The organism is Paenibacillus tyrphae (genome assembly GCF_027925525.1).
GTDB classification, from domain to species: Bacteria; Bacillota; Bacilli; order Paenibacillales; family NBRC-103111; genus Paenibacillus_G; species Paenibacillus_G tyrfis_B.
Window position 1 is genome coordinate 239,403 of record NZ_BSDJ01000006.1, and the last position, 18,357, is coordinate 257,759.

At 56.4% G+C, this 18,357-nt stretch carries 16 protein-coding genes; 10 read left to right on the forward strand and 6 right to left on the reverse strand.

Annotation, left to right across the window (positions count from 1 at the left end):
* Positions 1-3: 3 nt before the first annotated feature.
* The 3 genes from QMG93_RS09815 to QMG93_RS09825 form a co-directional block, all read right to left on the reverse strand.
* Positions 4-756: an alpha/beta fold hydrolase gene (locus tag QMG93_RS09815; RefSeq protein WP_281935840.1), complete on the reverse strand. Its 753-nt coding sequence runs from the start codon at positions 754-756 to the stop codon at positions 4-6.
* A 203-nt stretch (positions 757-959) separates the two neighbouring features.
* On the reverse strand, positions 960-1,724 hold the full coding sequence (locus QMG93_RS09820) for an ANT(4')-I family aminoglycoside nucleotidyltransferase (RefSeq protein WP_281935842.1): 765 nt from the start codon (positions 1,722-1,724) through the stop codon (positions 960-962).
* 186 nt (positions 1,725-1,910) lie between these two features.
* Positions 1,911-2,444, reverse strand: a complete 534-nt coding sequence (locus QMG93_RS09825; protein WP_281935844.1) for a hypothetical protein — start codon at positions 2,442-2,444, stop codon at positions 1,911-1,913.
* Positions 2,445-2,547: 103 nt separating this feature from the next.
* Between QMG93_RS09825 and QMG93_RS09830 the strand changes: the two genes are divergently transcribed.
* Entirely contained in the window at positions 2,548-3,141 is a 594-nt protein-coding gene (locus tag QMG93_RS09830) for a TetR/AcrR family transcriptional regulator (RefSeq protein ID WP_281935845.1), read from the forward strand.
* Between the two features lie 77 nt (positions 3,142-3,218).
* Here QMG93_RS09830 and pdxK read toward each other — a convergent pair whose 3' ends face one another.
* The gene (gene pdxK / locus QMG93_RS09835) at positions 3,219-4,028 is read right to left on the reverse strand and encodes a pyridoxine/pyridoxal/pyridoxamine kinase (RefSeq protein ID WP_281935847.1); all 810 of its coding nucleotides are present in this window, start codon (positions 4,026-4,028) and stop codon (positions 3,219-3,221) included.
* Between the two features lie 111 nt (positions 4,029-4,139).
* Positions 4,140-5,276: a glycerate kinase gene (locus QMG93_RS09840; RefSeq protein ID WP_281935849.1), complete on the reverse strand. Its 1,137-nt coding sequence runs from the start codon at positions 5,274-5,276 to the stop codon at positions 4,140-4,142.
* 183 nt (positions 5,277-5,459) lie between these two features.
* Here QMG93_RS09840 and QMG93_RS09845 point away from each other — a divergent pair, with 183 nt between their 5' ends.
* Positions 5,460-7,484 carry a penicillin-binding transpeptidase domain-containing protein gene (locus QMG93_RS09845; RefSeq protein WP_281935851.1) on the forward strand — a complete coding sequence of 675 codons (2,025 nt, stop codon included), beginning with the start codon at positions 5,460-5,462 and terminating at the stop codon, positions 7,482-7,484.
* 157 nt (positions 7,485-7,641) lie between these two features.
* On the forward strand, positions 7,642-8,583 hold the full coding sequence (locus QMG93_RS09850) for a serine/threonine protein kinase (RefSeq protein ID WP_281935853.1): 942 nt from the start codon (positions 7,642-7,644) through the stop codon (positions 8,581-8,583).
* A 350-nt stretch (positions 8,584-8,933) separates the two neighbouring features.
* On the opposite strand, the gene QMG93_RS09855 is transcribed toward QMG93_RS09850, so the two are convergent.
* A complete protein-coding gene (locus QMG93_RS09855; RefSeq protein ID WP_281935855.1) occupies positions 8,934-10,955 on the reverse strand; it encodes a VWA domain-containing protein in 2,022 nt (673 codons plus the stop codon).
* 415 nt (positions 10,956-11,370) lie between these two features.
* Here QMG93_RS09855 and QMG93_RS09860 point away from each other — a divergent pair, with 415 nt between their 5' ends.
* The 7 genes from QMG93_RS09860 (at position 11,371) to QMG93_RS09890 (ending at position 18,357) form a co-directional block, all read left to right on the forward strand.
* On the forward strand, positions 11,371-13,542 hold the full coding sequence (locus tag QMG93_RS09860; RefSeq protein WP_281935857.1) for a transcriptional regulator: 2,172 nt from the start codon (positions 11,371-11,373) through the stop codon (positions 13,540-13,542).
* 122 nt (positions 13,543-13,664) lie between these two features.
* Positions 13,665-14,090, forward strand: a complete 426-nt coding sequence (locus tag QMG93_RS09865) for a hypothetical protein (protein ID WP_010497257.1) — start codon at positions 13,665-13,667, stop codon at positions 14,088-14,090.
* 89 nt (positions 14,091-14,179) lie between these two features.
* A complete protein-coding gene (locus QMG93_RS09870; RefSeq protein ID WP_281935862.1) occupies positions 14,180-14,623 on the forward strand; it encodes a DnaJ domain-containing protein in 444 nt (147 codons plus the stop codon).
* Positions 14,624-14,650: 27 nt separating this feature from the next.
* On the forward strand, positions 14,651-15,202 hold the full coding sequence (locus tag QMG93_RS09875; protein WP_281935864.1) for an FHA domain-containing protein: 552 nt from the start codon (positions 14,651-14,653) through the stop codon (positions 15,200-15,202).
* A 51-nt stretch (positions 15,203-15,253) separates the two neighbouring features.
* Entirely contained in the window at positions 15,254-15,784 is a 531-nt protein-coding gene (locus QMG93_RS09880; RefSeq protein WP_088829948.1) for an FHA domain-containing protein, read from the forward strand.
* Complete coding sequence (locus tag QMG93_RS09885) at positions 15,784-16,635, forward strand: PP2C family protein-serine/threonine phosphatase (protein WP_281935939.1); 852 nt, start codon at positions 15,784-15,786, stop codon at positions 16,633-16,635. Before QMG93_RS09880 ends, QMG93_RS09885 begins: the two co-directional genes overlap by 1 nt.
* Positions 16,636-16,641: 6 nt before the next feature.
* The gene (locus tag QMG93_RS09890) at positions 16,642-18,357 is read left to right on the forward strand and encodes a PP2C family protein-serine/threonine phosphatase (RefSeq protein ID WP_281935869.1); all 1,716 of its coding nucleotides are present in this window, start codon (positions 16,642-16,644) and stop codon (positions 18,355-18,357) included.

The window sequence follows — 18,357 nt, forward strand, 5'->3', positions numbered from 1 at the left end:
TCTTTACTCCTCCAGAAATTGCAAAATCGTATGGGAAACCTTGTCGGGATGGGTGAGCATAAGCATATGATCCGCGCCGTCGATCCACACGAGGCGGGCATTCGGAAGCTGCCCGAATTGCTCGGCGAGCGGGAAAAGGTCTGGGCGGTCGAGTGTGCCGATCATGAACAAAGTCGGCGCCGCAAGCCGGTCCAGCCTTTCGATGGCAGGAGGCTGGGGCCATACCGATTCGCCGCTTTTCCAATCAAACCATCGCTTTATATTGTGTCTAATCATCTCGGTCATAAGCTCTAGATGCGGACTTGCTTTGACGACGTCATAGGACGGAAAATCGAGCGAAAACTCGGTCATTTTCTCCACATCCGGCGCCGCGGCGAGAACGCGCTGGAACCGCTCCTCAATGTCCGGCGCATTCCGGAAGCCCGTAACGGAGCAGGCGATGAGCACGAGCTTGGACACCCGCTCGGGGTACGTCAGGTCGAAGTCGACGGCAATCTGGCCGCCTAAGGAGTGGCCGACTAGTATGGCCTTTTCCAAGCCGAAGTGGTCAAGAACCATTTTTACATCCTCGACGTAATTGGCGGGCTCGACAGGTGCCGGCGATTGTCCGGCTCCCCGGCCGTCGAATGCGATAACCCGATAGTTCGCCGCAAGCCTCGGAATGATGAACTGCCAGGTGCGCATATCTGTTCCGCCCCCGTGAAGCAGGACAATCGTCTCGTCACCCGCTCCATAAATTTCGTAGTGAAGATCCATCGTGATTCCTCCTCGACGTATTTTCCGCAACAGCGGATAAAATGATGACCGGACCGTGACGCTTAACCGAACCGATGGGAAAAGGTGCCATGGTCCATGCAGCTTTAGTATAATTTATGACTGAACGTACAGTCAATATAAAAATCCCCGCAGACATAGAAAAAGGCCCGCAGCGGATGCGGGCCCTTGAGCCGTATTGCCTTTTAAAATGGAATTTGTTCCGTGATAAACGCATAGTCATGCTCTTTCGCCCACGCTTGCAGACCGCTCCAGAAAGCCTCGCACGCCAGGAAGACGCGGTCCGGGTCGGACAGTTCGCCCGACAGCACGAGCCGTGCCAGCGCATCGAAGCCGTCAGGCCGGTCGGGCAGGGTCATTGCTTCGGGAATGACCTTGGCTCCTGTAGAGTAGGTCGTCCGATGATGTAGCCCGATGAGCATTGCGGCGTAATGCGCGGTTTCCATGGCCAGATAAGGCAGGTGCGTCCGCGGGCCCTGGGCGTTGGCATTGCGCCATTTACCGGCGAACTCGAACATTTCGCCGACCAGAATGCTGCGGATGTTTTCCCGGAAATCGGCTTCGTCCGGTGATAGGACCGCTGCTTTCAGGTCATCAAAAAAGCCGTCCGGGTCGTACAGCGGCAGAGCCGTAAGGAAGGCGCCGTGTGACAGAGGCCATGTATCCTCGACGGTCCGTGCGTACTGCAGCAGAATTTCCTCGCTGTACACGTTCACCTCCGCTTTCCAGGCCCCGGCCGCCCATTCGTGGCTGAAGTCGACCGGTTCGTCTCCTGAGTGGAGAACGCAAAGCATCTCGGTGTCCGAGAAAGGTCCGTCCGTGCCGCGCGCCATGGAGCCGTAGAGGCCGATCGCTTTTAGGTTGTCGCCGTAAACCTGCTTAAGCCGGTCGGCAATTTCACGGGCAATGGCCCGTCTTTCTTCTTTGGTTACCGCCTGTGGTCCGTTCATTCGTTTGCACGCTCCTTGATAAAAATAAATGTTTGTTTCGCGCACTGCTTCGAACGGAGGCGGCGGTCCCCGGGGTTAACGGGGGATTTTTAGGCGAGGCATGAGCATCGGTCTCCTTTTGGAAAAAAATGTACGATTGTCTTACTCTTACGTGCGAGAGGGGAATAAGGTTTCAGCAAAGTCCGGCTATGCTTTTTTGGGCCAGAAGGTATAGCTGAAGCTCCATACAAAGTCGATTCCCAGTATGACCCCCCAGCGCGAGATCATACTCCACAACTCCGTCGTCCGGCTTTCGTCGTCGACGAACCAGATCATGCCGAGCAGAATCACGCTGCCGATCATCCAGGCCAGCAGGTGAAGAAACCACGTCTGCCGCTCGCGACGGGCATGGGCGGCGCCGTGCTTCGGCTTCGGCTCGGGCGCCGGAGCCCCTGCGAACCGGTGTGCGAAACGTACGTCGGCCCACCGGATCATCCGGTGGCCGTAGGCGACGGATACGCCGATATAGACGGCGGCGAGGCCGTGTACGAAGCTCGCGGTCGCCCCGTTGCGCAAATCAATGACGGTCGCGATAATCAGGACCAGATCGACCACCGGCGTGGCGACCAGCAAAAGAGCTCCGATTCGTTTCATGCCAAAAATATAGCGGAAGACAAGTCCGGCGACGACAAACACCCAGAAGCCAATTTCACAACCGATAATAAATGCGGCTATCGTCATACAATCAGTCCTTTCTTTTCTTTTTTAATACGACTGTATTGCTAAGCAGGGTTTTATTTTAGCATTGTTGTGTTAAAAAAAACAACCGTGCTATAATCGGGACATGCCTAAAATTGTAAACCATGAAGAGCGACGGGAGCAGCTGGCGGAAGCGGTGTGGCGGATTATTCGCCGGGAAGGGCTGGAAGGGGTCAGCGTGCGCAGTGTCGCCTCGGAAGCCGGCATGTCTCTTGGCTCGCTGCGTCATTATTTTGATTCGCAACCGGCTTTATTGGCTTTCTCCATGCGTCTGGTCGCCGAACGGATAAAAAAACGTATACAGTCGCTTCCGAAGGACGGCGATCCCCGGGAAAATATCCAAATGCTTATCGGTCAAATCGTGCCACTGGACGAAGACCGCTTGGCGGAAAGTCAAATCTGGATGGCCTTTTCGACTTTTGCTTTGACCGAGCCGGACTTGAGGCCGCTGAGCCGGGAAATTCATGATTCGCTGCGGGACGTGTTCCGTAACATCTTCGAAACCCTCGCCGAGTCGCAGCTGCTGAAGCCGGGGCTTGACACGGAGCTGGAAGCGAAGCGGTTCCATGCGTTGGTGGACGGATTGCTCGTACATGGCGTCATCGCGCCCGAGGTCATGCGTGCGGAGGAAATTGCGGGGATCATTTCGCGGCATTTGGACAGCTTGCTTGTGCCGTAACGCTGTCGCTGGCAGAAAGAATAAAGAGCCTGTCTCGGAGACAGGCTCTTGAGTATGGAGAAACATGAATTCACGGCTTACCCGAACTGGCGAAGCGCCGAATGGCGGGTCGGGCCGACAAAGCCGTTCAACGGAAAACCGTGCCGGATGGCCGCGCTGATGAACCGTTTTGCGGTGCCGACCGCTTCTTTGACGTCGGCGCCTTTGGCAAGCTCGGCTGTAATGGCCGCGGAGTACGTGCATCCGGCTCCATGCGTATAGGTGGTGGAAATTTTGTCGGATTCGTACAGCTCGAATTCTGTTCCGTCATATAGCAAGTCGACCGCTTGAGGGTGATTGAGCTTCGCGCCGCCTTTGATCAGGACGTATTTGACGCCTGTCGCATGGATGATCTGTGCCGCTTCTTTCATGTCCTCCAACGTTTGAATCGGCGGACGGTTCGCAAGCTGCGCCGCTTCGAACAAATTCGGAGTAACGACGTCCGCAATCGGGACGAGCAACTCCCGAAGCGCTACGGTAGATTCGGGATGGAGCGCCTCGTCGTTGCCTTTGCAGACCATCACCGGGTCCACGACGATACGCTGCAGCCCTTTGCCTTTGAGTGTACGCGTGACGAGCTCGATCAACTCGACGGAGCCGAGCATGCCCGTCTTGAGCGCATCGACGCCAATGCCGTCAAGCACGGTTTGCAGCTGGGCTTCGACGGTAGGCAAAGCGACCGGATGAACGCCATGGTGCCATTGGTTGTTCGGGTCCATCGTCACGACCGTCGTGAGAACCGTCATTCCGTAGACGTCGCGTTCCTGGAACGTTTTTAAATCGGCTTGAATTCCGGCGCCGCCGCTTGTATCGGAGCCGGCAATGGTTAAAGCTTTAGGTATGCTCATTGTACTTCTCTCCCCGGATGAATGAAGTTGCATTTATGACCTATCCTATCACGTTGGCGCAAAATTTCAATCGAAAATTCGCGGATTCACCCAAAAAATGTCAAAAGATGATTATCGCCGTTTGAGGCCCTGCAGCAGCCGCATCATTTGGGCTGCCGCCTCGCTCGCCCACTCCGCGGCGCGCCCGACCGCTTCCTGCAAGTCGCAAGGCTTGCGCACGATGGAAAAAGCCGCCGTCAGTCCGAGCTCGTTCAACTGCTCTGCGGGCAGCTCCAGACTGCCGCACAAGGCGACTACCGGCACTCCGGCGTCCCGGGCCTTGCGGCAGATGCCCGCAATCGCTTTGCCGGACAGCGTCTGCCTGTCCAGCCGGCCTTCGCCGGTGATGACCAAGTCGGCGTCCCGAAGCTGCGCTTCGAACTTCGCCTTCTCCAGCACGATGTCGATGCCGGAGCGAAGCTGCGCGCCGAGGAACGCATGCAGCCCGGCCCCCATGCCGCCGGCTGCGCCGCCGCCGGGCAGCGTCAGCACATCGATGCCGGTTTGCCGGCGAATGACTTCGGCCCACTGCCGAAGCGCCCGATCCAGCGCCTGCGTCATGTCCGGTGTCGCACCCTTCTGCGGGCTGAAGACGGCGGAAGCGCCCTCCGGCCCGCAGAGCGGGTTGCGGACGTCCGTCGCCGCCACGAAGCGGCATTCCGCGAGACGCGGGTCTATGCCTGTGGCGTCGAAGCCGGCGAGACCGGCGAGCGCCCCGCCACCGGAGGGCAGCGGGACGCCTTCCGCTCCGTACCACCGGACGCCGAGCGCCTCCAGCATACCGGCGCCGCCGTCGTTCGTCGCGCTGCCGCCGAGTCCGATGAGGAATTGCCGACATCCGCGGTCCAACGCGGCCCGAATCAGCTCGCCGGTCCCGTAGGAGGAGGCGGCAAGAGGGTTGCGCCGCGCTTCAGGTACGAGCGGCAGCCCGGACGCTTGTGCCATTTCGACGACGGCGGTGCCGTCCCCCAGGAGGCCGTAGACGGCCGTGACCGGCTCTCCGAGCGGGCCGCGGACCTGCGCCTCCACCCGGGTACCGCCGCAGGCATGTACAAGGCTGTCTACCGTACCTTCCCCGCCGTCCGCGACCGGAAGCTCGACGATGTTTGCGTCCGGGACGACGCTCCGAATGCCGGAGCTTATGGCGCTGCACAGCTGCAGAGCGGACAGCGAGCCTTTGAACGAATCCGGCGCAATCACGATTTTCATATGCCATTCCCCCGCAAATCCATAGAATAAGACGATTATACCACCGCGCCAAACGCGGCATCCAACATTTGCGACCGGTCCGGTCAGCGTTTCGTAAGGGAAATATCAGGAAGCTATCCGTTCTCCTTCCGCTTGCGCTTGGCTACAATGGAAAGGAGTGGATAGAGAGAGGGAGTGCTGAGATTGACCCATCGAACAGTTGCGAGGGGCGCCGGGTGGGGCGTCCTGTTTGTCGCGCTGCTGCTGTCATTGACGGCTTGCAAGCCTGAGATGAAGCCGCCGGAAGAGGTGATGGATTCATTCGTCGCCGCCTGGCAGAAAAGAGATTACGCAGCCATGTATCCTAGCTTGACGAATCATGTTAAAGAATCCGTCACGCAAGAAGCATTCGTCAGCCGACACCAAAACATTTATGAAGGCATCGGATTAACGGAGCTAAGTATCACGGCGGAGCCGACGGAGAAAGATCCGAATGCGAAGACGGATCAAATTCGGTATAAGCTTCATGTGGAAATGAAGACATCGGCGGGACCGATCGAGTTCAACCAGACGGCGACGCTCCGCAAAGAAGAGCGCGCCTGGGGAGTGGACTGGTCTTCGTCGTTTCTGTTTCCGCAGCTCAAGGACACGGACAAGGTGCGCGTGCAGACGCTCCCGGCGAAGCGGGGGGAAATTCTCGACCGTCTGGGCCATGGGTTAGCTATCAACGAAGATCAATGGGAGGTCGGACTCGTACCTCAAAAGATGGAACAGCCGTCCGATGAGTCCGTGAGCAAGCTGGCGGCACTGCTGAACCTGAAGCCGGAGGATATCCGTGCCAAGCTCGGCGCTTCGTGGGTAAAGCCGGAGCTTTTTGTCCCGATAGCGCTAATCCCCAAAGGCGATCCGCGGGAGAACGAGCTGCTTACGGTTCAAGGGACGGCTTACCGGACGAAGCAGGTACGTTCGTATCCGCTCGGCGCGGCCGCGGCTCATTTGACAGGCTACGTCGGCAGGCTGAACGAGAAGGAGCTGGAGAAGCGCAAGGATAAAGGCTACCGGCCGGACGACTGGATCGGCAAAACCGGGCTGGAGCTGACGCTGGAGGACCGGCTGCGCGGCCGGGATGGCCAGCGCATTTACATTACGGATGCGGAGGGCCGGGACAAAGCGACGCTCGTCAAGCGCGATGCGGTGGATGGCGAAGACGTGAAGCTGACGATCGATTCCGTTATGCAGCAGGCGATGTATCGGCAGCTGGAGAATGATGCGGGAGCGGGGGTGGCGATGCAGCCGTTGACCGGCGAGCTGCTCGCGTTGGTCAGCACCCCGTCTTACGATCCGAACCTTTGGATCTCGGGCATTTCGACCGAGCAGTGGAAGGAGTGGACGGAGAACCCGGACAAGCCGCTGTTCAACCGATACGCCAGCGCTTACGCCCCCGGGTCGGCGTTCAAGCCGATCACGGCGGCCATCGCTTTGGAGCAGGGGATGCTCGACCCGAATGAAGAGAAGTCCATTACCGGGAAGCAGTGGAAAAAGGATACGTCGTGGGGGAACTACTACGTTACGAGGGTATCCGAGGCGGCCAGCGCGGTGAATTTGACGAAGGCGCTGATGTATTCGGACAACATCTATTTCGCTCAGGTGGCACTAGGCTTGGGAGCGGAGCGCTTCGAGAAGGCCGCAGGCAAGTTCGGATTCGGCGAGAAGCTGCCGCTGCCGCTGGCGGTGGACGTCTCGTCGTTATCCAACGCAGGCATCAAGAAGGAAGTTCTGCTGGCCGACTCCGGCTACGGTCAAGGGGAGGTCGTCATGTCGCCCCTGCATGTGGCGGATGCGTATACGGTCTTCATGAACGGCGGCAATATGATCAAGCCGGTGCTCGAATACGACGGCCGGACGACGGGCGAAGTGTGGAAAAGCGGACTGATCCGCCCCGAAGTGAGCCGCATGCTGACGGAGCAGATGAAGGAGGTTATCCAGAATCCCGCAGGCACCGGCCGCGCGGCAAGAATTGACGGGCTGACGCTGGCGGGCAAGACCGGTACGGCCGAGCTGAAGCAAAAGAAGGGGGAATCCGGGCAGGAGAACGGCTGGTTCGTCGCTTACGATACCGACAAGCCGAAGCTGCTCGTCGCTTTAATGGTGGAGAAGGTGGAGGCGAGGGGCGGCAGTCATCACCTTGCTGGGACAATCAAGGCATTATTTCGGAGTTTTGCGAAGTAAGCAGCTAGTGCCGCCGCCTGCGGATCCCTCGCGTCCGTTCGATATAGAAAATCCATCGATTCCCAATTTCGATAGTTGTGATAAGATGAGGGAGGGGCCGTGGGCCCGCGCCTCAACCGAATCAAGGCGAATGTTCGAAACGAAGGAGCAATTTTGGATGACCCGAGACCTCGATGATGTGTGCCTTCAGCGGCATACGCCGCTAAAAGGCGGCGCCTACCGGATCGAAGAACGGCTGACTTCGAGCGAGCTGTCCATCGTTTACATCGGCAGTCCAGCCGAGGGAGAAGAAAGGCTTGCGATCAAGGAATTTTATCCCTGGAGCCTGGCTTTAAGAGATATGGACGGAAAGACGGTCCTATGCCGCCGTCCCTCGATTCGCCGGAAGTTTGACGGGCTGAACGATGCTTTCCGGAGGGAAGCTTCGATTCTGAGCCGACTCCGGCACGGGCATATCGTCGAATACATCGACCATTTCGAAGAAAACGGAACGAGCTATCTGGTGACCCGCTATTGCGCCGGCAAACCGCTCGTGGATTTGATCCGGGAGGGGAAGCCTGCTGCGGCACATTTGATCCGAAACGTTCTGCTGCCGCTTCTGGATACGGTAGACTTCGTACACCGGCAGGGCATCATTCACCGGGATTTGAAGCCGGGGAATGTGATGATTTCGGAGGAAGGCCGGCCGGTGCTGCTAGATTTCGGTTCGGCCGTATCGCTCGCTGAGCCGGATGTCCGTCCGATTTTTACAACGGCGGGCTTCTCCCCGTTGGAGCTGTATTCGGAGAAGGCCCGGCAAGGGAAAAAGGCCGATCTGTTCAGCGCTGCCGCCATTTTATATTACAGCTTCACCGGGCGCGTTCCGGCTGACGTTTCCGAGCGGCTGATCGAAGACCGCATGGAAAGCGCGAGAACTGCAAACCCGGAGGTCAGCCTGCTGCTGTCGGGTATGATCCGATGGGGGCTTGCCGTTCAGCCGCGCAGAAGATGCCCGTCGTTGAAGCTGCTTAAAGCCGCTTTGCGGTTGGAATATATGCGCCTGAAAGCCGGGATGCGGCGGAAGCGCTTGGACACGCCTTCGGCTGCGTCCGAAAAATAGCGGAACCGCGAGGGCGTTACTCAGGCCATTCGCTCGCTGTACCTCCGTTTAGAGGAACTGTGGTGCGTTATCGATGCTTCACAGGCACGGCGGAATATTTTTCGACACGGTTAGGGTGTCCGGAGTTCCGCTAATTTGCGAGGGAAGCGCCAAAAATCTTGGATAGCTCATCGTAGTTCCTCTAAGGAGTGTAAGCCGTGCAGTCGTGTAACCGTGGTTTCGAAAGCGATTCAAACGGCGCTCAATTTGTTCCTGGGACAGGGTGGCAGTTCTGGCTGGACGATACTGGGCAGCTTTTCCCCGAATCTCTGGGCTTCCCCGGCAATACAACGGCAAAAACCCAACCCCCGTTACAGGGCGTTGGGTTTTACTTCTTTATACCGCAGCTCGATTTCCGTCAAATAGTCCTCGAACGTGATGTAAATTTTCTCGTTGTAGCCGATTGATTCCTTTTTGTTGCGGGGGATCGGCGTCCTGCCCTTTTCAATCGTGCAGCGCGTGTTGTGCCGCAGCAGGATCGTGCCGTTCTTCCCGGCTTCGATGATGATGTGCTCCGCCTCCGGCAGCGGCTCGTTGACGTCGAGGCTGGCGAACAGCTCGCGCAGGCTGATCTGCCGCTTCTCGAACGAAGCGAGAGGCCAGTACTTCACTGGAATGTCGCTGCCGCTCGCCGTATTGAGGAAGTATCCTTCCAGCCTTCCGGCAAAGCGCGGCTTCGGACGAAGCAGCCAATAGACGGCCCAAGCGCCCAGCAGCACGGCAAGCACGATGCCCGCGATGATCAAATAACGCTGCACGATGGAGTGAACGTTGATGACGAGGTCCGAGGTGACGGAAGCTCCCTCATCGTCCGTTACCGTCATCGTCAAGACCGCTTTGCCGGCATGCATGGAAGAAACGGTTAGCGTATCGCCGTCCACAGCGAAGTCGGCCAGCTTGGCGTTGCTGTTGGACGCGATCGTATAGCTCAGCTTGTCCTGATTCACATCGCGAAAATAGTTCTTAAGATCTATTTCGGCGTCTCCGTCTTCCTTCGTCAGCTCGACGGCTCCGCTGCCGATCGCTTCGGGCGCTGTGTTCGCGATATCCAGCTCGCTGACCGCCGTCTCCCGGTAAAAATCAGGGCTGCTCATAAATACGCGGGCTTGATACTTGCCGGAGTGAGGGAAGACCGTCTGCACTTCGAAGCCGTTTCCGTTCAGCTTCATCGGCGTCCGTTCTTCCTTATTCGTCTGCAAATCTTTCACGATCAGCTCGGCCTTCATCGCTTGGTACACGTCGGCGTCGGCCAGCTTGGCTCCGTCCGCTTGGTGCAGCAGGAAGGCAGAGACGGTCGACGGGACGCCCTTAACTGGCTGGGCAAGCTCCATTCCAGCCTTTAAGCCGTAGTTGCCGAGCAGGCTGATTTTCACGAAATCCCCGGGCCTAGCTTTGAATTTCAGCAGAAAGGCGCCTTTTTGCGGCTGGGGAATTTTGAGCAGCGAATATTTGTCCGATTTCACGAACCGGATGTTTTTCGAATTGTAATACAGATGCGTTTCGGCGATCGGATGCTCCGACAGCAGTACGATATTGGCTTCGTTCATGCTGCCGTTCGGAATGTTAACCGTCACTTCCTGCAGCTCCCCGGTGGCTGTGACAGCCGCGACGGGGACGAGTACGGAGCGGGTTTGCTTGGCGAAAATGTTGTTGAAAATTTCCGGCAAATCGCCCGCGCTTTCCGTGATGAACGACGTGCCTCCCGTCTTGGCGGCAATCGCTTCGAGCTGCGGCGCGTTGACCGAGCCGTCATGATTCAGCCCGACGGTGTAGATCGGGTAGCCCTTCGCCTGTGCCTCCGCGATTACACGCTCCACGTCTTTGTTCGAATCCTCGACCGATCTTCCCGTAAAAATAGGTCCAAAGTCCGTTCCGCCATCCGACAGCAGAATCATAAACGGACGTCCGCCGCCTTTTCCGCTCCCGACAAGCTCCGACCCTTTACTCAGCCCGAGGCCGAGATCCGTATAGCCGGAAAAACGCAGCTCCGCGATTTTCTTTTTGAGCAGATTTTTTTGCTCCTCCTGGGTCAGCGGGGCGAGCGGCTGCGACTCGACGATTTTATGGTTGTAGGCGACAAATCCGACTTGGGTGCGGGCCGCCTCGCTCATGTCCATAAACATTTTGATAACTTCCGCAGCGATCCGGTCCCGGTCCGTGGCGTTCATCGAATAACTGACGTCCATCACGAAGACCGCGTCGAATCCCGGATTCGCATCGCCTTCGGCCAACGCCGGTCCGAGAGGAACGAACAGCAGCGCCAGCATGACAGCGATCGCCAAAATTCGCAGCCCGACCGAGACGCGCCTTCTTGTATGCATTTCCCCAACCATCAAAAAATCACCCTTCATTTGTAAAATGTGTGAAAGTACACCAAAACTGCTATAAACAATCGGCGAGACTTTACCGAAAAATTAGTACAGTGGGAAATAGTAAAAAAATACAGTTTTGTTAAGTTCGACACATTTTTGAAGGGGAGATGATGAAAAAGGGAATAAAAGGGTGGGTTTATATGGTTAATTCAGCATATAACAGAAGGGCCAAAAAATAAATGTGTTTGCTGAAAAATGGGAAAATAGTCTTGAATGACTAGGATTAAATAACTACAAATATCCATAGTTGACAAAATAAAACATCAGACTCTATGATTAGACCTGTGTTTTCGGCCTTCATCCAAAAATGCTCGGAAAGGAGTAGGCTATAAGAATCATGCGCCGGTTCCGGCAAGTTTTTATAGCCGACAGCTCAATGGACATCATCAATCAAACGAACCGCACCATGCTCTTCGAAGAGATCAACCCGGAAAAGCTCGATCTCGTCACGATCGTCGGGGACGTCAGAGGCATCGACAGCTTGAGCGACGACAAGATCAAGGAGATTAACCAGCATCTGCTCGTTCGCAGCTTCGACGAGTTTTTGGACAAGTTTTCGCCGACCGTGTACTCGTTTTTCAATGCGGCCAACCAGAAGGTTATGTATACCCTCAAGAAGCCGGAAGGGATTGCCGAGGACAGCATTTCGGAGATCAAGATCGACCAAAGCAACGATTTTCTGAAAATGCTGTTCACGCTGATCGATACGAAGCGCAGCCAAGGCATCCCGAACGTGGACTTCAAGTTCGAGAATCTGCTCGACATGATCTCCCCGAAAAAAGTCATGGACGACATCCGCCAAGTGCGCAAGGAAATCCATTATTTGTACGGGCAATACGACAAGCTGGACGACGGCGATCCGAAAAAGCTGGACCTCGGGGACAAGCTGAACATCATGTTCGAGGACGCCAGCAAAAACTATAACAACGTCATGGCCATGCTTCCGCTGGCGATCGAAGACATCAAGACCCGCCTTCTTCTTGGAGGGGCGCAGGAAGAGAACGAATCCGAAGCGATCCAGATCGGGATGCTGATGATCGGCGATTCCGGCGAGCTGAAAATTATCGAATCGCCGAAGTCGGACACGATGCAGCTCATGATCGCGGACGACAGCAGCGCGAACGGCTTGATCAACGTATTCGAGGACGATTACGAGTCCGTGTCGGATACACCTTCCGCCTACGTCAAAGATCTGGTCGTGCGGACGTTCTGCCCGCTGCCTGCGGTACAAAGCGAGATCGATACCGAGAAGGAAGTGCAGAACTACAACACGTATCTGGAGTTCTACAAGAATGCCAAGGATGAGTTCGTGAAGACCGTTAAGCCTTTGGTGGAAAAATTGTTGGGCATCAAAATGTTTTTTGACCAATACTCCACCAAAAACAAAGGCATGCAGCCTTCGATGCTGATCACGAACACCAAGCTGGACATGATCGTGAAAAGCAGCAACATTCCGAGGCTGGAAACGTACCTGAACACGGTCAACTCGAAGAACGATTTCACCGACACGATCTGGTTCGGCATCGTTCCTTCGGTACAGCTCGATTCGTCCGGCGCTTCGAAGGTGAGCCGGGAGCGGTTCAGAGGCAACGAAAAGGTCGCCAAGCAGGACGGCAACACGATGGAATCGCTCACGATGCTGCTGCAGGTGATCAAAGAATTCAAGGTGCAGGTGTTCTTCAGCTTCGAGACCGGCGAAGAAACGACGTTCAACAGCATGGCTACCGCCGGCATCGACAAATATATCGATAAATGCGGCTTGCTGGTCCGCAAAGAATTCAGCGAATTCGCGGTGCCGTCGGTTCCGAACTTTACGATTATTCCGAAGGACAAGTCCGGTGTCGTCATCGACAGCAAAATGCTGCAAACCGAAGACGGCGGCGTCAAGCTATCGCAGGAGAAGGAAGACATTCTGAAGCTCTGGATCGAAGGCGTCTACGTCGGCGCAGCTTATGTGGCGGCGGGGATCGTGGCGGCTTACCAGTGCCCGGAATATTTGCGCGAATCGTTCAAGACGGTGAGCCGGGAATTCCCGGGCGTGCGCTTCGATATCGAGGCCGGGGAGAACGGTCTGCGCGCCATCACGACGATGGCGAAGGAAATTTCCGGCTTCACGAACAACATCAAGGATTCGATCAACCGGAAAAACTTCGGCTTCGTGTTCTCTTCCGAGAACGCACAGCTGCAGGGCAAAGACATCAAGCGCATCACGGTCTACAAAGCGAGAAGCCTTGCGTCGACCGACGACGGCTTCGATTCGATCTACAAGACGCTGGTCAGCACGTACATCGAACGCATCCTGCGCTTCCAAACCGGCGACTTCAAACATGACAACATCGTTAAATTTTTCAGCAACAACCCGAGCAGCCAAAAGAGCAAATGGCTTGGTACGCGGGGGTACGTCAACTCGATCATCCAGGATGGGGACGACATGAGCTACATTATCGACGATAAGAGCAACATGTGCCATATCGACCTGGTCTTCAACGGCAACGTGAAGAACCTCGAGGTGATGATCACGAAAGGAACCACCCCGGTTAAAGCGTAACGATGCTGAACAAACTTATGCGGTTGTTAAAGGAGAGCTTTCGCAAGCTCACCTTTCAACATAAATCCCGTCAGCGCCAGACGCTGTCGGGGACCATACTTACCTTAAGGGAGGATTTATCTATGGGCTTCAGACTGAAAGTAGAAGGCGCAGAAACAATCGAATTGGGCATGGACAACATTCAATCGGTGATTTACGACACGGATACGCCGAACGACTCCAACGCGAGATCGACCGACGTAGGCGCGTTCCTGAAAATCTCCGGCAAAATCATCACCGCAACGGACGGCGACAGCGCCGACGACACGATGAAGCTTGCTCTGTGGTCGCTCGTACCGGCTGAGAAATCGGACTGCTACCGCAAAGTGACGCTGGAAGTGATCGCTGCCAGCCAAGTGGTGCGCAAAATCTACTTCCCGAACGCGTTCGTAGTTGACTATCAAGAGCGTTTCGGCGACACGGAAGGCGTAGGCACGTTCACGCTCTTCATCAAGCAAAAGAAAGACAAAACGGAATTCGCCACAATCGAAGGCGGATACGCGAACTAATCGGCTTGACCGGTTATTGCAAGCAACAGGAGTTAAGGGGCCGCTTCGCCCCTTAACTTTCTCCATTTCCGGCGGTAAGGATGAATCCGATGAACAATTACTATGAGATTCTGGAGGTCGAACGCAGCGCCTCCCCCGAAGAAATCAAGAAAGCCTACAAGCGGCTCGCCAAGCTTCATCATCCCGACGCCAACGGCGGCAGCAAGGAGGCGGAGCTGAAATTCAAGCAAGTGACCGAAGCGTATCAGACTTTGTCCGACGCGTCGGCGAGGCAAGCCTACGACGAACGTCCGGACCGCAAGAAGGAAGGAAAAGCCGGTTCGTCATCCGGCGCCGGCACCAAGACGAAGGAGCGGCGCGCCGAGAGCGGCCAGCCCCAGTTTGACCTGAAAGATATGGAAAAGCAATTCGAGCGTTTTTTCGGCTATCATCCCAAAAGCGGGGAAGCCGGGATCAAGAACAAGAGCGAGACGAAAAATCCGGTCGATACGACGGCCATGTTCGAGAAATATTTTGGCATTCGAAAAAAATAAGCACATCCTGTTCCAACGGGGGAACCAATGTTGAGCGAAAAAAAATCCGTATGGGTAACCGTAGTCAACGTGCTGATCGCGCTGGTCGCGGCTTTTACCCTGGTTTATACGTATATATGGAACACCAACGTCGCCCTGAAGCTGTTCGTCGCCGTCTTTTTCATCATCGGCTTGACGGGGATGGCCTGGCGAAAGTACGGGCGGACGGCTGCGTCGGCGCCCGAAGTCAAGAAGGAAGCGGCGATTACGAAGTTGGCGCTGCTCGGCGACGACGGCGATCGGATCAAAGAGTGGTACATCCACGGGGAGACGTCGCTGCTGATCGGGAAAAGCTCTTCCGATCTCGAGGTGCAGATCGATTTGTCGGGCACCGAGTATGCCGCCCTGGTCAGCAAGCAGCACGCGGTGCTGAATTACGCTTCCGGCAACTGGTACATCGAAGACCTCGACTCCAGCAACGGCGTCGGCATCAAGAAACGCGGCGAAAGCGGCAAGCGGCTGCTGAACGGTGACGAGCCCGAGCAAGTGCATTCGGGCGATACGATTTACATTGCCAATACGAGGCTGTTGGTCAAGTAAAGCATTTCGGCTTTGAGCTTTGAGAAGAAGCAGACGGGGGAATGGATATCAATGAGTTTGACAAGATGCGCCAACGGACACATGTTCAGTACGAGAAAGCACGGCAGCGTATGCCCCTATTGCAGCATGGTCGTGGAGCCGGCTTCCAAAGCCGAGAGCAAGAAAGCGGCAAGAGTCCAGGAGGATGAAAAGACGATGCCTTATTTGGGGGAGTCCGAAGGCATCGAGCCGGTCACCGGCTGGCTTGTATGCATCGAAGGACCGCAGCAGGGACAAGATTACCGGATCATGGCGGAGAAGAACTTCATCGGCCGGGCCGAGGATATGCACATCCGGATCATCGGGGACAATACCATCTCCCGCCGGAATCACGCGGTCGTCGTGTACGACCCGAAGAAGCGGAACTTTTTCCTGCTGCCGGGCGATGCGTCGGGGCTCGCTTACCATAACAACGAAGCGGTGTATACGCCGGTCGAATTAACCGCGTACGATGTCGTGCAGCTCGGACACAGCAAGTTTCTGTTCATTCCGTTATGCGGAGTGCATTTCGAGTGGGACCAAGATCAATCGGGTAAGGAATGATGAGCATGCCGGAACAACACGAATGGTTGCCGTACGTTATCGTCTGGGCCTGTGTCTGCACCCTTGTGGTTTTGTTCCGCATCAGGAGAGGCCTGCTTCATCAGGACAACGCCGTTCCGAAGATCGAGATCGGCAACGGGCAGACGATCGGGGCGCGCGAGGAGCAGGACGACTATTTCTCCACCTTCGTCAGCCCGCACGGGACGATCGCCGTTCTGGCCGACGGCATCAGCGGACTGTCGGGAGGCAGGGCAGCGAGTACGGCTGCCGTGACGACGTTCGTCAAGCAGTTTCTCAAGCTGGAGCATATTCGGGAGCTTCCCGAGTTTTTCACGACTGCGGCTGTAGCGAGCAATGCGGAAATCATGCATACCCTGAAAGGGGCGCAGGGCGGAACGACGCTGGTCGCCGTGGTGGTGGAAGACGGCAACCTTCACTGGGGAGCGGTGGGGGACAGCCTCATCAAAATTTTCCGGAACGGGGACTTCATTGACGTCAATCAGAAGCACATTCTGGAGTCGGTGCTGGAGGAACGCTTTGTATCCGGGGAAATTACGCGGGACGAAGCGCTGGACAGTCCGATGAAGAACCATCTGGTCAACTATTTGGGCTACGAAGGCTTCAAAAATATCGAGATCGGTGCGGAGCCCGTACGGCTGCAAAAGAGGGACAAAGTCATCCTGTGCAGCGACGGCGTGTACAATACGCTCACGGAAGTGGAGCTGGAGGACATTTTGTCCAAGCCGATTTCGGCCTACGACGCCGCCCAGGAAATCATCGAAGCGATCGAGCGGAAGCAGCTCACGCACCAGGACAACGCGACCGTCGTGATTTTGGAAAAAGGCTGGTAGAACCCGATGCGTAAGGAAAACAGCGATTTCAAAACGAGCTTTCTATCCGAGGCGGGAACGTTTATCCGCAACAAGGATTATTTTGCGTTTACGGAGCAGGACGATAAAGCTTGCTATGTGATTGCCCGAGGGCTCGATTCCGATACGGAGAAAGAAAGTGCCGAGCTGGCGGTCAAGAGCGTCCTAGGCAGTTTTCTAGATAAGCCGACGCTGTCCCGCCGGAAGCTGAAACGGTATTTGTGGGAAGCGCACGAATTGCTGCAGATCGAAAGCCGCCGGGTCCGGCGTAAGGTCAGTCTGACGCTGGTCGCTACGGACTACACCCGGATGGTGTGGGCGGTATCCGGGAACACCCGGCTGTATCAATTTCGCAATGGAAGATTGCATATGAAAAGCAAGGATCAGAGCTTGTCGCGGTCGATGGCCGATGCGGGGGAGCTGTCCGAGGATCGGCTGGACAAGCACGAGGAACGGCACAATCTGCTGTGGTATATGGGGAAGCCGGGCGCTTTCGAGCCGTTCGTTTCCAAGAAGACGGTGCTGTCCGAAGGCGATGTCCTGCTGCTCTGTACGCCGGGCTTATGGGAGAACGTAGACGGCGCGGAGATGCTGGATGCGCTGGAAGAGGTCAAGGAGCCGGCGGAGCTTGTCGATACGCTGGAGGATGTACTGCTCAGCCGACAGAACAAGCAAGTGCCGAATTACACGGCTGCGGCCGTTTATGTGAACAAAGTGTTCAAGGAAGACCCGAAGAAAAAATGGAAAATCATAAAAAGGATCGCCCTGGTGCTGATTCCTCTCCTGCTGCTGGGAGGAGGAGCCTATTTATATACATACAAGACCGCCAAGGCCAAAGTGGAGGCGGCGGCCGCCATTCTCGAGCGTGAAAAAAGCGGCGACGAGGCGGTTCAGGAGAAGGATTATCCGGGCGCGGTCAAGGAGTACAGCGAAGCGCGCAATGCGGCGATCAAGGTGAGCGACGTCGTCCATATGCGGCTCATCGGCAAAAAGCAAAAGACGGCGCAGCTCATCGTAGACGGTGACGGCTCCTTCAAAGACGGAAATTATGCCAAGGCGCTCGACAGCTACGAGAAGGCGCAGAAGGAAGCGAAGCAGCAAAGCGTATACGATGAGAAGGATATCGAGAGCAAAATTGCCAAAGCCCGCACCTATCAGCAAATTACGGAGCTGATGAAGCAGGGGGATCAGAAGCTGCAAGCGCAGGATTACGAAGGCGCCAAGGAAACCTACGCGAAAGCGAAAAAGGAAGCGCAGCAGGCCGATTTTGCAAGCGGGGAAAAGGAGCTGTCGTCGAAGCTGGAAGCGGCGGACGCAAAGATCGCCGGCGTGTTTAAGGAGAAGAAGCAGCTGGACGCCGACAAGCTGGAGAAGAAGGGCGACCAGAGCTATACGGCGCAGGCTTACGAGCAGGCTGTGACCTCCTACGCGATGGCGCAGGAGATCTATCAGGAAATCAACATGCTGGAGAAGGTGCTCGGCGTCGAGCGGAAAATTACGAAGGCGCAGGAGAAGCTGAATCCGCCTCCGCAGCCGCCCCTGCCGGCCGGAGCCGATGGGGCTGCGGGGGCCGGTGGACGCGCTCCGGCAGCTCAAGGCGCAGGCGAAGCGGGGGCGGCAAACCAAGGGGCTGCCGGTCAAGGCGGAGCCAAAGCGGCGGCCAGCGGCGGCCAGGCCGAGAAGACCGAGGGAGGAGGCAAGTGA